This is a genomic window from Paraburkholderia sp. SECH4, from assembly GCF_030511745.1.
Lineage (GTDB): Bacteria > Pseudomonadota > Gammaproteobacteria > Burkholderiales > Burkholderiaceae > Paraburkholderia > Paraburkholderia madseniana.
The window spans coordinates 187821-202060 of sequence record NZ_JALOCP010000001.1 but is presented as its reverse complement, the minus strand read 5'-3'; the positions used below and the strand labels follow the sequence as shown (position 1 = coordinate 202060).

Here is a 14240-nt window from a genome sequence, read left to right as displayed (position 1 = left end):
CGGACGGGGCGCGCTGCAACCGCGGCGTCGTCACGGTATGCAAGTGTTTTAGCCTATTTTGATCGATTCGATCAATTTCGGCGCGTGTCCCGCCTGGAACGGTTTGTTGTAGCAAATTTATTAACCCCACGACTTGCCGGTGATCGGATTGCGCACAGTCGGTTCGTCACGTACACTCTGAATGACCGAATCAGTCAACTAATATGATTGTATCGATCATTTTCAAACAGGAGACAATGATGGCCCAACTTCCTATCAAGCGCGCGATCGAACGCGTTCCGGGCGGGATGATGATCGTCCCGCTGCTGTTCGGCGCAATGATCGCCACCTTCTTGCCGGACATGCCGAAGTTCTTCGGCTCGTTCACGAACGCGCTGTTTACCGGCGCGTTGCCGATTCTCGCCGTGTTCTATGTGTGCATGGGCTCGTCGATCGATGTAAAGGCGACGCCCTATCTGCTGAAAAAGGGCGGGGCGCTGTTCGCGGCGAAGGTTGGGTCGGCGATTCTGGTGGGTGTCGTGTTGGGCCACTTTTTGGGCGAGCAGCCGGTTTCGTCCGGACTGTTCGCGGGAATGTCGACGCTGGCGGTGGTCGCCGCGATGAACGACACGAACGGTGGCCTGTACATGGCGTTGATGGGTCAATATGGCAAGTCTGAAGACGTCGGCGCTTACACGATCATGTCGCTCGAATCCGGCCCGTTCCTTACGATGGTCACGCTCGGCGTGGCCGGGCTGTCGGCGTTTCCGTGGCAGACGCTGGTCGGCAGCATCCTGCCGCTCGCGGCCGGCATGCTGCTCGGCAATCTGGACCGTGAGATGCGCAGCTTTCTCGGCCGCGCTGTGCCTGTGATGATTCCGTTTTTCGCCTTGGCGCTGGGCGCGAGCCTCGACCTGCACAAAGTATGGCAGGCCGGCTTGCTCGGCATGGGCCTCGGCGTCGCGGTGGTGATCGTGACGGGCATTCCCCTCTATCTGACCGATCGCCTGACCGGCGGCACGGGTGTCGCAGGCGTGGCGGCAGCCAACACGGCAGGCAACGGAGCGGCTGTGCCGGCGCTGATCGCGGCGGCCAACCCGGTCTATGCAGAGGCCGCGAAAAGCGCGACCTTGCTGGTCGCCTCATGCGTCGTCGTGACTGCGATCGTGTCGCCGATCCTCACTGCGGCCGTCGCAAAGCGGGCCGGCAAGCGTGCCGACGCCAGCCGCGCTGCTGCATTGGGGGCGACCCGGTGAGCAACACCAGCATTCTGATCATCGCCGACGACCTGTCCGGGGCCGCCGACTGCGCGATTGCGTTTGCGGGCGCGGGGCGCAGTACGGCGGTCACGCTGAATGCGTCGCGCGCGATGGGCGCGGCGGAGGTGATCGCGGTGGACACCGACTCGCGCCGCATGTCCCCGGCCGAAGCAGCTCACTGCACCCGCGCCGCGTGGCTGGTGCAGCGCGCGCCAGGGCGACGTCTGTACAAGAAAATCGATTCGACCTTGCGCGGCAACTGGGCCACGGAAGTGGCCGCGTTGCAGCCGCTCGCGGGCCTTGCCATTGTCGCCACGGCCTTTCCTGCAACCGGGCGCACGGTGCGTGAGGGCCGCGTATTCGTGCGCGGCGTGCCGCTCGAAAACACGGAAACGTGGAAGCTCGAACACGCCGCGCGTTCCGCAGACCTCAACGCCATGGTCGAGGCGGTCGGCTTGCGCACCGCACCGTTGGGTGTCGACGCGCTGCGTGGCGATCCCGCAGCGTTGCGCGATGCCATTTCCGTGGTGGCGAGCAGCGGTGCACAGGCGCTCATCGTCGATGCGGAAACGGATGCGGATTTGAGGGCCCTCGCGCAGGCGACGGCGTCGATGGGCAAAGCTCTGTTCTGGGTGGGCTCAGGCGGTTTGGCTCGCGAACTGGCGTCGCTGAGCGATCTGTTCGATGTTGCCACGGAAGCAGCACAAGACGCGCCGCCGAAGTCGGAGCAGCAGAGAGGCGCGATCCTGATTCTGGTGGGCAGCCTGTCGGCCGTCTCGGAACAGCAATGCGCGATGCTGCGCGAGCGTGCGTGCGTTGGCGAGCTGATCGTGCCGCCGGTCGTGCTGCGTGCGGGCGAGCTTCATCTGGAGTGGGCGGCCTGGCAAGCGCGCGTCGGCGCACATCTGAGCGAGCACACCGACTTGCTGGTGCGAATTGGTCGCGACGATCTGTTCGATCCCGCCGAGGGCGCCCAATTGTCGGCAGCGCTCGCTTCGCTCGTCGCACCGTTTTTCACGCATCTGAGCGGCTTGATCGCGACTGGCGGCGAAACCGCGCGCGCGATGCTCGGTACAGCCGGTATCGACAGCCTGCAATTGCTTTCGGAAATCGAGCCGGGCGTGGCGGTGGGACGCCCGCACGGCAACCCGCGCCTCACCGTCGTCACCAAAGCCGGCGCCTTTGGCAGCGAGCACGCGCTGTATGGCGCCTACCTTCATCTGCGGGGCACACCGGAGTTCGCCGATAGCGAGTCCGGATCGGCGCACCCGGGCGGCACAACGACATCTTCACCGGCTCGCGAAACGAACCAACGTCATTCAGGCAAAACATCATGAGCAACTATCTTCCAGTCATCGGCATCACGATGGGCGACGCAACGGGCGTGGGTCCGGAAATCGTCGTCAAGAGCTTGACGCACGAGTCCGTTTACCGGCAGTGCCGCCCGCTTGTCATCGGCGATGCGGCGCGCCTTGAACAGGCCAACCGGATTGTCGGCGGCAGCACGAAAGTGCGCCGCATCGCGAAGCCGTCGGATGCGCAATATGAACGCGGCACCATCGACTGCATCGACCTCGCGCTGATTCCCGCCGACTTGCCTTTCGGCGCGTTGTCGGCGCTCGCAGGCGACGCCGCGTATCAGTACGTCGCGCGCGCCGTCGAACTCGCGAAAGCCGACGAGATCGATGCGATCTGCACGGCGCCGCTGAACAAGGAAGCGTTGCACGCTGGCGGTCACAAGTACCCCGGCCACACCGAAATGCTCGCGCACCTCACGGGCATCGAGGAAGTGTCGATGATGCTGGTCGCACCGAAACTGCGCGTGATTCACGTGACGACCCACATCGGCATTATCGATGCGATCCGCAAGATCGAACCGGGCCTCGTGCAGCGCACGATCGAGCGAGGTCATGCGACGCTGGTGAAGGCGGGCATCGCCAATCCTCGCATCGCCGTGTGCGGCATCAACCCGCATGCCGGCGAAAACGGCCTGTTCGGTTATGGCGAGGAAGAGGAAAAGATCGTTCCAGCCGTGCAGGTCTTGCGTGAACGCGGCTGGGACATCGAGGGCCCGCTTCCTGCCGACACGCTGTTCTTCCGTGCGGGACGTGGCGACTTCGATCTGGTGGTGGCGATGTACCACGATCAGGGCCACGGTCCGGTCAAGGTGCTCGGCCTCGAAGCCGGCGTCAACGTGACGGTCGGCCTCGATGTGATCCGTACCTCGGTCGATCACGGCACGGCGTTCGATATTGCAGGCAAAGGCATCGCTGACGAACGCAGCCTGCTCGAAGCACTGCGTCAAGGCGCCGAACTCGCGACACGCCGCGCCTGACGCGGCTTGAAATCGATGTATGCGCACGATGGCGCCCGCTCGCGCGGAGCGGCATTGTGCCGTTAGGGTTGAAGTTGTAATGCTTATGTACACACGACGCACTGAAGACTTTCGCGAAAGACTACTCGAAGCGGGTGTCGCGCTGTTCGCCGAATTGGGTTATCACGGCACCGGCGTAAAAGACATCGTCGAGCGTGCCGGCGTGCCGAAGGGCTCGTTCTACAACTACTTCGAGAGCAAAGAGGCATTCGGTGCAGCGATCCTGCACCACTACGCGCAGGAGCAGGCCGCTGAATGGAAGCAGTATTCGCTCGAAGCGGCGTCACCTGATCCGCTGCTCGCGCTTCGCGGCATCTACACGCGCATCGTTGGCGACTACGAAGACTGTGACGACCGCTACGGTTGTCTGGTCGGCAACTTTGCGGGCGAGATCGCGCAGTCGAGCGATCTGTGCCGGGTCGCTGCGCGCAGGACGGTCAACGAATGGCGTGTCGGCTGTGCCGATTATCTGCGGCACGGCCAGGAATACGGCTCCGTGCGGCGCGATCTTTCGGCTGATGCAATGGCCGACCTTTTCTGGAACGCGTGGGAAGGCAGCCTGTTGCGCATGAAGCTGGATGACTCGGTCGAGCCGCTGAAGGCTTGCGTGCATTCAATGTTCGATCTGTTTTTCAAATCCCCGCAGTAACGGTCGTAGCTGGCTTGAGCGGCGACGGGTTTCGATTCGGGCAGCCGTTTATACCGTTTTGAGACGACCGGTCATTTCAATGTAAGGAAGAGAGATTCAATGCAGAACTTTACGTTTCACAACCCCACTCGAATCATTTTCGGCGAAGGCCAGATTGCCACACTCGATGTGCAGATCCCCGCTAACGCGCGGGTGCTGATTACGTGCGGCGGCGGCAGCATCAAGAGCAACGGTGTACTGGCGCAAGTGCAGGCGGCGCTCGGTGACCGCGCGTGGCACGTGTTCGGTGGCATCGAACCGAACCCCACTTACGAAACGCTGATGGAAGCGGTTGCGCTCGCCCGCGAGAAGAACATCGATTTTCTTCTGGCGGTGGGCGGCGGCTCGGTGATCGACGGCACCAAGTTCATTGCTGCCGCTGTGAAGTTCCACGGCGAGCCGTGGGACATTCTGGCGAAGCAGGCCGAGATACGCGACGCGATGCCCTTCGGCAGCGTGCTGACGCTGCCCGCCACCGGTTCGGAGATGAACAACGGCGGCGTTATCAGCCACCGCGCGAAAGGCGACAAGCTGCCGTTCCGTAGCGAGGCGACCTATCCGGTCTTCTCGGTGCTAGACCCGACCACGACCTACTCGTTGCCGCCGCGGCAGATTGCCAACGGTGTCGTCGACGCGTTCGTTCATATCGTCGAGCAGTACCTGACCTATCCGGTGGACGCCAGGGTACAGGACCGCTTCGCCGAAGGCCTGCTGATCACGCTGACTGAAGTCGGCCCGCAGGCGCTTGCCGAGCCGCACAACTATGCGGTGCGAGCCAACCTGATGTGGACGGCAACGCTTGCGCTGAACGGCCTGATCGGCGCCGGCGTGCCGCAGGACTGGGCGACCCACATGCTCGGTCACGAGATCACGGCGCTGCACGGACTCGATCACGCACAGACACTCGCCATCGTGCTGCCGGCCATGCTGAGCGTGCGCCGCGAGTCGAAGCGCGCGAAGTTGCTCCAGTACGCCGAACGCGTCTGGAACATCACCGAGGGCAGCGAGGACGAGCGTATCAGTGCGGCGATCACGGCGACCCGCGTGTTCTTCGAGCGCATGACGGTGGGAACCCGCTTGCGCGATTACCAGATTGGCGGCCGGTCAATCGGCACGCTGATCGCGAAGCTCGAAGAGCACGGGATGACGGCATTGGGCGAACACGGCGACGTGACGCTCGAGGTGAGCCGTCAGGTCTATCAATTTGCAGTCTGAACAGGCCCGCATCCGCGCGGCTGATCATTTGGAATGTCATTATGAAAATTGGATTTGTAGGGCTTGGCTCGATGGGCGCCGCGATTGCGAAAAACCTGATCGAGTCCGGGCATGACGTGCAGGTTTTCAATCGTAGTCCGGCCCGCGCCGAACCGCTGCGCGAAGCAGGGGCGAGCATCGCGTCGAGTCCCGCGCAGGCGGCGCAGGGGGCCGACGTGGTGTTCACGATGGTGGCCGACGATGCCGCGCACGCAGCGGTCACGTTCGGCGAGGCGGGCATCGCCACCACGCTGAGGCCGGGTGCGCTGCACATCTCGATGAGCACGATCAGTGTCGCCACCGCGCAGGACCACGCAGCGAAGTACCGTGAAGCGGGTCTTGCCTTCGTGTCCGCACCGGTATTCGGCCGGCCCGATGCCGCGGCGGCGCGCAAGCTGTTCATCATGGCGGCAGGCGCGGACGAGCACCTCAAGGTTGCCGTGCCGCTTCTCGAAACGCTTGGGCAGTCGGTGGGCATTGTCGGCGAAGATCCTTCGCAGGCCAACCTGGTGAAGCTGATCGGCAATTTCATGCTGTCCGTGATCATCGAAACGCTGGGCGAAGCCTGTGCCGTAGCGGGCAAGGCCGGCATCGATCCGATGCGTCTGGTCGAGCTGTTGACGAGCGCAAACTTCAATGCGCCGCCATACAAGATCTACGGTTCGCTGATTGCATCGCAGCAATTCCAGCCGCCTGGCTTCTCGTTGCCGCTTGGCCAGAAGGACAACCGCCTGATGCTGGCAGCCGCTGAGGCACTTGGCGTTCCGCTGCCGCTGGCAAGTCTCGTCCACGACCGGTTCCTGACGTTGCGCTCGCAAGGGCTCGGCGCCGAGCATGACTGGTCGGCGGTGGCGCTTTGCGCGTTGTCCGATGCCGGCTTGAGCAAGGCGCTTCACGGCTGCTGAGCGCAATGGGGACGATGCCGCTCGCGGTGAGCGGCATTCGACGTTTCGAACAGCGCGCGACTGGTTACCGACTCGACTCGTTATTTGCGCCAGAACCCACGCTTCTCCCGTGCCGTGCAGCGGTGTTCAATTAGCGCGGCGCTCCATTGCTGTCGCGACGAGTGCGGGCGCTGCAGCCGCTTGAGCGAGTTCATCGCTCGACCATCCACCGCCGAGCGCATGCAGGAGTTGGACATTCGCGCTTAGCTGGCGTGTCTGGATATCGAGCACGCTGCGTTGCGCCTCGAGTGCGACGGTCTGCGCCTGCACGACATCGAGGTAGCCCACTGTGCCTTGGCGATATTGGCGTAACGCGAGGTCGACCGAGTACTGGGCGGCGTTTGCTGCATCCCGTTGCTCGCCAAGCGCAGTGCCGAGATACGACAGCAGGGCAAGGTTGTCTTCAACCTGCTGGAATGCAGACAGCACCACGCCGCGGTAACGTTCTCCCGCTTCTTCGGTTGCGGCCTTGGCGGAATCGAGTTGCGCACGACGGTAGCCGCCGTCGAACACGTACTGCACAAGCTGCGGGCCGACCGCCCAGAACAGATTGGGCGCGCTCACCAGGCCGGCGTAGGCTGCGCTTTGCACACCACCCTGCAAGCTGAGCATGATGTCCGGGAAGTAAGCCGCCCGCGCGACGCCAATTTTCGCGTTGGCCTCGGCCACCCGGCGTTCTGCTGCAGCGACGTCGGGACGTCGCTGCAACAGCGTCGAGGGCAGGCCGGTCGGAATCGCCGGCAACGCGATGGCGGCGGTCTGGGGCGGCAGGCTGAATTCGGACGCGGAGGCTCCAACCAGGACCGCGATCGCGTGTTCAATCAGAGCCCGTTGCGCCAGGTTCTGCGACAGCTGCGACTTCGCCGATGAAAGTTGCGTTTGCGCTCGGGAAACGTCGAGGCCCGACACGATCCCACTGTTATGCAACGTTTGCGTGAGTTGCAGGGCCTTCGCATACGCCACGACAGTCTCGTTCAACAGCTCGGTTTGCTGGTCGAGGCCGCGCAAGCGGAGGTAACTGTCCGCCAGCTCGACCTGCAGGCTTAGCCTGACCGAGGCCAGATCGGCCTTGGTCGCCTGCGCCTCGTCCTTGCCGGCCACCACAGAGTCGCGCACGCGACCCCAGAGGTCGAGGTCGTAGTTGATTTCGCCGCCAAGCGTGACGGAGTTGTAGTCGTTCGGGCCGCCCACGCGCAACGGCCGGCTGTCGGACTGGCGATCGCGCTGCGGCACGGCGCTCGCACTGATCGACGGGTACAGTCCCGACTCGACCTGCGCCACGAAAGCCTGCGCTTGCGCATAGTGTGCGTATGCCGCGCGCAAATCGGTGTTGCTTGCCAGCAGGCGCGTTTCGAGATCGTCGAGCTGTGCGTCGCCATACATCTTCCACCAGCCGTTGCGGTCTATCCGGTCGGCGGGCTGTGCCGTGGTCCACGGGCCAACCGTCTTGTATTGCGCAGCGATCGGCGTCGGCGGGACCTGATATTGCGGCGCGAGCGAGCAGGCGCAGAGCGCGACGACGCTCGCGAGAAGCGCCGGAAGTCCATACTTAACCATGTGCCGCTGCCTTCTTGTCGGTCGCCGTCGCAACTTGCACGTTGTCGCCATCAGCGAGTCCGTCGGGCGGTGTATCGATCACGCGATCGGTTGCGGCGAGCCCTGAGCCGATCTCCACTGAGTCACCCAGGTCGCGGTTGATCTTCACCTGCTTGAACAGCACGTGACCGTTCGCGCCAAGCGTGGCGACCACGACGCCGCGGCTATCGAAGACGAGGGCGCTGGCCGGTACACGGAGCGAATCGGCGGAGGCGGGCAACGTGAATTTCAGGCTGGCGAACCCACCCGGCAGCAGCTTGCCGTTTGAGTTGTCAACCAGCAGTTGAACCAGCGTCGTTCCCGAACTCGAATTGACCGAGTCTGCCGCTGCAACCACGCGCGCAGTGAACTGCTGGTCGGGATACTCGGGGACGGTCAGGATGGCGGTCGTGCCGTCGTGTATCGTCGGTGCGTAATTCTGCGGCACCTGGACATACACGCGTAACTGCTTGACGTCGGAGACCGCGAACAGCTCCTGTCCTACCCCGCCGCTGCCGGCGTTGACCAACGCGCCGACGTCGGTATCGCGGGCGGTCACCACGCCGTCGAATGGCGCGACGATGCGCGCGAAGGCCTTGGTGGCGACGAGGCGGTCGACGTTGGCCTTCGCGGCCGCTACGATCGCCTCCTTGGCGGTGTAGTCAGCGGTGCGTTGGTCGACATCCTGCTGGGCGACGGAATCCGTGCCTCTTAGCGCTTCCCAGCGCTTGGCCGTGGTACCTGCAACTAAAGCGTTCGCCTGCGCACTCTGGAGATCCGCGCGCGCTTGCAATAGCTGCTGGTCAAGCTCGGGCGTTTCGATTTCGGCGAGTACCTGGCCCGCTTTGACCGGCGCACCGATATCGACACTCCATGATTTCAGATAGCCGCTGACCTGCGCGAAAATCGGCGCGCGCGTAAACGCTTCGAGACGGCCGGGCAGTTGCAGCGAGGGACCGTTGGCGTCGCGCAAGGGCTGGATCAGGTTGACGGTCGGCACGGCCTGGGCGTCGGTCCAGGTTTTCAGCTTGCGGGCATCGGCGGCTCGCAGTGTGAGCCCGGCAGCGACGATGCCTAAGGCGACCAGCAGGCCGACCACGCCTGCTACCAGAAGCGGGCGGCGCGACGGTGTATTAGTGGGAAAAACAGATTCAGACGACATGAGCAGGACCTCCCGAGACGGATGCCGGGGTAGCCGCGCGCCCGGGGCGCGCGTGCACGATACAAAAAATGACGGGGACGAGGAACAGCGAAGCGGTGGTCGCAAACAGCAGACCGCCGATCACGGCGCGGCCAAGCGGCGCGTTTTGCTCACCACCTTCGCCGAGGGCGAGCGCCATCGGCGCCATGCCGATGATCATGGAGAGCGCGGTCATGAGCACAGGGCGAAAACGCGTAAAGCCTGCTTCGAGGGCGGCCTTGAACGGGTCGCCGTGTACGGCAAAACGTTCGCGGCAGAAACTGACGACCAGAATCGAGTTGGCCGTCGCCACCCCCATGCACATGATCGCACCGGTCAATGCGGGTACAGAGAGCGTCGTGTGGGTCGCGAACAGCATCCAGGCGATCCCTGCCAACGCGGCAGGCAACGCGCTTACGATCACGAAGGGGTCGGCCCACGACTGGAAATTGATCACGATCAGCAGATAGATCAGCACCACCGCACCAAGCAGGCCGAACAACATACCGGCAAAGGCGCTGTTCATTGTCTGCACCTGACCCAGCAGCGCGACGGCCGAGCCCTTGGGCAAGGTGCCGGCGTTGTCGTGCACGATACGCTGGATATCGGATGCCACCGCGCCGAGGTCGCGGCCCTGGGTGGTCGCGAAGATCTCGACCATGGGCTGGATGTTGTACTGGCTGACAACCTCGTTGCTGCTGGTGCGTTCGACTGTCGCCAGGCCGCCGAGGATCTGGGCGGTGCTTCCGCCGCTGGCCGTGATCGGAAGATTTTGCAGTGCGGCGAGCGAATCGAGGCTGTATTGCGGCGTTTGCATCACGATCGGATAAGACACGCCGTTCGCGTTGTTCAGCCAGAACGTGGGCGCGACCTGGCTGGAACCCGCGAGGTTCACCACCATGCTGTTCGTCACGTCGCGCTCGGTGATGCCGAGCAATTGCGCTTGTGTGCGGTCGACATCGACGTTGAAAGTCGGGTTGCCTTGCGACTGCGCAATCCGCGCGTCGACCACGCCCGGAACATCGCGAACCTGGCGCAGCAGACGGTCCGCGTACGCGTAGTCGGCTTTCAGATTATTGCCGCGAATCTGCAGGTCGATCGGCGCCGGCGAGCCGAAGTTCAGGATCTGACTGATGATGTCCGCCGGCGGGAACGAAAACGTGACGCCCGGGAATTCCCGCGGCAATCTCTCGCGCATCAGGCGAACATACTCTTCGGTTGGACGATGGCCTTCGTTTAGCGCGATCTGGATGTCACCGTCCTGCGAGCCGACCGTACCGGTGTTGTTGTACGCGGTATTGATGCCGCTGACCGGCAGACCCATGTTGTCGACCACGGTGCCGAGATCCGCCGGCGGGACGATCTGGCGGATCGCGCCTTCGACATCCGCAAAAATCTGCGCGGTCTTTTCAACGCGAACGCCGACTGGTGCGCGCACATGCATCAGGATTTGTCCGGAATCGACCGAAGGGAAGAAGTTGCGGCCGAGGAACGGCACCAGCGCGAACGAGAGGGCGACGAAGCCGAGGAAGCCACTGACGAACGGACGCCGGTGGGTCAGCGCGAGTTCGAGCAACCCACGGTAGGCGCTACGCACCTTTTCAAAGCGCGCTTCGAAGCCGCGCTGGAAACGCCCAAGCGGACCGGGGTTTTTGGTTTCCTGGGCGTGCTCGCCCTTTACATGCTGTTTCAGCAGGTATTTCGCCATCGTCGGCACAAGGGTTCGCGACAGGATGAACGACGAGATCATCGCGAAGATCACTGCTTCAGCCATCGGCACGAACAGGAAGCGTGCAACCCCGCTCAGGAAGAACATCGGCACGAACACGATGCAGATACACAGCAGCGAGACGAATGCCGGCGTGACGATCTGCGCGGCGCCGTCGAGAATGGCCGTCTCCACTTCCTTGCCGTGCTCGAGGTGCCAGTTGATGTTTTCGATCGTCACCGTGGCATCGTCGACCAGAATCCCCACCGCCAATGCAAGACCGCCGAGCGTCATGATGTTCAACGTCTCGCCGAGCGCGGATAGCGTCGCGATGGAGCCGAGGATGGCGAGTGGGATTGAGGTTGCGATGATGATCGTCGAGCGCCAGCTACCCAGGAACAGCAGGATCATGAGGCTCGTCAGCACGGCCGCGATCACACCCTCGCGCGCCACGCCGGTGATGGCCGCCCGTACGAACAGCGACTGGTCGCCGATGGGTTCGATCTGCAGGTTATCGGGCCACGACGCTTTCCCTGCAGCAAGCCGCTGCTTGATGCCGGAGATGATGCCGAGCGTCGAAACCGAACCGTTCTTGAGTACGGACATCAGTACCGAGCGCCGGCCGTCGACATGCACGATATTGGTCTGCGGCGGGCTGCCGTCGCGCACATTCGCAATGTCACGAATGTAGACGGTGGTGCCATTGGCTGCCTTGACCGGCAGATCGCCCAAGGCTTTGATTTCCGACGGCGCATTGTTCAGTTGCAGCGTGTACTCGTAGTCACCGATCTTTTCAGTGCCGACCGGTGTAATCAGGTTCTGGCCGGCAAGCGCATTGGCGACGTCCTGCGCGGATAAGCCGCGCGCCTGGAGCGCCGCCGGATCGACGTCGATCTGTACCTGACGTGTCTTGCCGCCGAACGGGTAGGGAATTGCCGCGCCTGCGACCGTTGTGAGAACCGGGCGCACCGCATTCAGCCCCAGGTCACCGAGGTTCTGTTCAGAGAGTCCTTTGCCAGACAGCGCCAACTGGATGATCGGTACGGTCGACGCGTTGTAGTTCAGGATCAGAGGAGGCGTCGTACCGGCAGGCAACTGCCGCAATTGAGTTTGCGCGACCGAAGTTACCTGCGCGTTCGCCGTGCTGATATTCACCCCCGGCTGGAAGAAGATCTTGATGATCCCGAAGCCGGCGACCGATTCTGCCTCGATATGCTCGACGTCGTTCACAGTAGTCGTCAGCGTGCGTTCGAATGGCGAGGTGATGCGGCCGACCATCTGGTCCGGCGGCAGACCCGTGTACTGCCACACGACGCTGATCACGGGAATCCTGATATCCGGAAAGATGTCGGTTGGCGTCCTCATCGCGGACAAAGGACCGATGATGAGGATGAAGATCGCCAGGACTACGAAGGTGTAGGGTCGCCGAAGGGCGATACGGACTAGGCCGAGCATGAGAATTCCAGAGCTTGGGGTAAAACGTAAGAGTCTTTGGTGGAGGCTAGCGCGGCGTGCGATGACCCGTAGCCGTGTGCCTGTATGCGAAACGAGGAGCTCTGCCTTGGGACAGGTGCCGATGCGCCGCAACGCAACCCAAGCGCGAATGTACACAAAGCTCGGAAGTTCTGCTGAAGGACAAATGAAACGTCAGGCACGTATGGATGCCGGGTAAGCTCATTTCGCTTTGCCCGCACATATCGGGAATACCTTGTCGTTGCTGGACAGAGTGATGCCTGGCAAGAACCGGACAGAGGCGCACGAGCGTCACTTTCGATGAACGTCAAATCGTCAGCGTTTTTTATTACCAATTGTTCAGGAGGACTAGTGTGCCGAGTCGGACAACAACGGGCGATTGAGCGTTGCAAAAGTGACTTTTTCGCAAAACAGTTGTGTGCAAAACAGGTGGACTAGAAAATGGCATTCACGCTGCCGACGGCGTCTGGCAATCGTCATAGGAGACTGCCCCGAACACATGATCCATGCGTCAGGCTTCGACCTTGCGGGTATCGAACTGCCGTCTTTATTCGCTACGTCTTCTGCTCGTTTCTGTGCACTGTGTCGTCGGCGCAAGGCCGGTCGTAGCAATTAGTTTCTATGGCGAAAGTATGAAACCGGCAGGTGCCTACTTGTGATCGCCAGATTTCGCTGAAATAATCGTTTCGCATGCTTGCTTGACCGGCATGCATCGATTCTTCGGACCATAAAATGCTGAACCTGAGAGAGACCGTTGCGGCGCGCGGCCAGTGAGTGTCGCGCGCCCGTGTATCAAACTTCATGCGCGCAATACCAGAAGCCTACAAAAAAAAGCCACGCAGTTCGATCAATGCCGGAGCCATCATTCTCTGCAATCTGGGAGGAGGCGACGCATGGTTGCAATCCAATGGCGGGTTGTGCGGGACGGCCGTTGGGTATTCTTGATCCTCGCAGATACTACGATCACGGGTGGAAAGGATGACGAAGCGAATCGCTGTAGTAACGGGTGGCATGGGCGGACTTGGAGAAGTGATCAGCACGAAACTGCATGACGCCGGCTATGCCGTCGTAGTAACGCACTCGACGATCAATACTGGTTCAGCCGACTGGCTGGCCGGCATGGAATCTCAGGGTCGCAATTTTCGCGCATATTCCGTCGATGTGGCCGACTATGACTCATGCCAGCGCTGTGTAGCAAGAATTCAGGCTGAAGTCGGTTCCGTCGACATTTTGGTGAACAATGCCGGGATCACGCAGGACATGACACTCAGGAAGATGGACAAGGTCAACTGGGACGCAGTGATTCGCACGAATCTGGACTCGGTGTTCAATATGACCAAGCCGTTGTGCGAAGACATGGTCGCGCGCGGCTGGGGGCGAATCATCAACATCTCGTCCGTCAACGGTTCGAAAGGCTCTGTCGGCCAGACCAATTACGCCGCGGCGAAGGCTGGCATGCACGGCTTCACCAAATCACTGGCGCTGGAGGTCGCGCGCAAAGGCGTGACCGTCAACACGGTTTCGCCAGGCTATCTTGCCACGAAGATGGTCACTGCGATTTCGCAGGAGATTCTGGACACAAAGATCCTGCCGCAGATTCCAGCCGGTCGTCTGGGCAAGCCCGATGAAGTCGCGGCCCTTGTCAGGTATTTGTGCTCGGACGATGCAGGTTTTGTGACCGGGTCCAATATTGCTATCAACGGCGGCCAGCACATGCATTGATGCGGCGGCCTGTGACACCGTAGCGTCATCGCCACAATCAGTCGTTCGGTTGTGGCGATGAGCGAGCCTCCGGCCTCGGATTGA

The 14240-nt window shown here is 62.2% G+C and carries 10 protein-coding genes; 7 read left to right on the top strand and 3 right to left on the bottom strand.

All coding sequences use genetic code 11. From position 1 onward, the window contains the following. Positions 1–239 precede the first annotated feature (239 nt). The 6 genes from M0D67_RS00840 to M0D67_RS00815 all read left to right on the top strand — a co-directional run bounded on the left by M0D67_RS00840 (position 240) and on the right by M0D67_RS00815 (position 6459). Positions 240–1235, top strand: a complete 996-nt coding sequence (locus M0D67_RS00840) for a 2-keto-3-deoxygluconate permease (RefSeq protein ID WP_154564968.1) — start codon at positions 240–242, stop codon at positions 1233–1235. Next, positions 1232–2575 (top strand): four-carbon acid sugar kinase family protein, encoded by a 1344-nt coding sequence (locus M0D67_RS00835; protein ID WP_233465015.1) that lies wholly within the window; start codon positions 1232–1234, stop codon positions 2573–2575. Before M0D67_RS00840 ends, M0D67_RS00835 begins: the two co-directional genes overlap by 4 nt. Further along, complete coding sequence (pdxA, locus tag M0D67_RS00830; protein WP_154564972.1) at positions 2572–3573, top strand: 4-hydroxythreonine-4-phosphate dehydrogenase PdxA; 1002 nt, start codon at positions 2572–2574, stop codon at positions 3571–3573. Before M0D67_RS00835 ends, pdxA begins: the two co-directional genes overlap by 4 nt. A gap of 79 nt (positions 3574–3652) precedes the next feature. Beyond that, a complete protein-coding gene (locus tag M0D67_RS00825; protein ID WP_233468779.1) occupies positions 3653–4261 on the top strand; it encodes a TetR/AcrR family transcriptional regulator in 609 nt (202 codons plus the stop codon). A gap of 99 nt (positions 4262–4360) precedes the next feature. Then, on the top strand, positions 4361–5515 hold the full coding sequence (gene yqhD, locus M0D67_RS00820; protein ID WP_154564976.1) for an alcohol dehydrogenase: 1155 nt from the start codon (positions 4361–4363) through the stop codon (positions 5513–5515). 41 nt (positions 5516–5556) lie between these two features. Continuing rightward, positions 5557–6459, top strand: a complete 903-nt coding sequence (locus tag M0D67_RS00815) for an NAD(P)-dependent oxidoreductase (protein ID WP_154564978.1) — start codon at positions 5557–5559, stop codon at positions 6457–6459. Between the two features lie 126 nt (positions 6460–6585). Here M0D67_RS00815 and M0D67_RS00810 read toward each other — a convergent pair whose 3' ends face one another. Genes M0D67_RS00810 through M0D67_RS00800 form a run of 3 tightly spaced genes read right to left on the bottom strand, consistent with a single transcriptional unit; the run spans position 6586 to position 12416 of the window. Beyond that, entirely contained in the window at positions 6586–8055 is a 1470-nt protein-coding gene (locus M0D67_RS00810; protein ID WP_171926027.1) for an efflux transporter outer membrane subunit, read from the bottom strand. Then, positions 8048–9235, bottom strand: coding sequence for an efflux RND transporter periplasmic adaptor subunit (locus M0D67_RS00805; RefSeq protein WP_154564982.1), 1188 nt, complete (start codon positions 9233–9235; stop codon positions 8048–8050). Before M0D67_RS00805 ends, M0D67_RS00810 begins: the two co-directional genes overlap by 8 nt. After that, on the bottom strand, positions 9225–12416 hold the full coding sequence (locus M0D67_RS00800; RefSeq protein ID WP_266236859.1) for an efflux RND transporter permease subunit: 3192 nt from the start codon (positions 12414–12416) through the stop codon (positions 9225–9227). Before M0D67_RS00800 ends, M0D67_RS00805 begins: the two co-directional genes overlap by 11 nt. A 996-nt stretch (positions 12417–13412) precedes the next feature. Here M0D67_RS00800 and phbB point away from each other — a divergent pair. Next, positions 13413–14156 carry an acetoacetyl-CoA reductase gene (gene phbB / locus M0D67_RS00795; RefSeq protein ID WP_171926029.1) on the top strand — a complete coding sequence of 248 codons (744 nt, stop codon included), beginning with the start codon at positions 13413–13415 and terminating at the stop codon, positions 14154–14156. Positions 14157–14240 lie beyond the last annotated feature (84 nt).

What these genes read in the sequence shown, in the direction of transcription:
- M0D67_RS00840 (WP_154564968.1), top strand. Translation starts at nt 240, where the DNA reads ATGGCCCAACTTCCTATCAAGCGCGCGATCGAACGCGTTCCGGGCGGG.
- pdxA (WP_154564972.1), top strand. Translation starts at nt 2,572, where the DNA reads ATGAGCAACTATCTTCCAGTCATCGGCATCACGATGGGCGACGCAACG.
- M0D67_RS00825 (WP_233468779.1), top strand. Translation starts at nt 3,653, where the DNA reads ATGCTTATGTACACACGACGCACTGAAGACTTTCGCGAAAGACTACTC.
- yqhD (WP_154564976.1), top strand. Translation starts at nt 4,361, where the DNA reads ATGCAGAACTTTACGTTTCACAACCCCACTCGAATCATTTTCGGCGAA.
- M0D67_RS00815 (WP_154564978.1), top strand. Translation starts at nt 5,557, where the DNA reads ATGAAAATTGGATTTGTAGGGCTTGGCTCGATGGGCGCCGCGATTGCG.
- M0D67_RS00810 (WP_171926027.1), bottom strand. Translation starts at nt 8,055, where the DNA reads ATGGTTAAGTATGGACTTCCGGCGCTTCTCGCGAGCGTCGTCGCGCTC.
- M0D67_RS00805 (WP_154564982.1), bottom strand. Translation starts at nt 9,235, where the DNA reads ATGTCGTCTGAATCTGTTTTTCCCACTAATACACCGTCGCGCCGCCCG.
- M0D67_RS00800 (WP_266236859.1), bottom strand. Translation starts at nt 12,416, where the DNA reads ATGCTCGGCCTAGTCCGTATCGCCCTTCGGCGACCCTACACCTTCGTA.
- phbB (WP_171926029.1), top strand. Translation starts at nt 13,413, where the DNA reads ATGACGAAGCGAATCGCTGTAGTAACGGGTGGCATGGGCGGACTTGGA.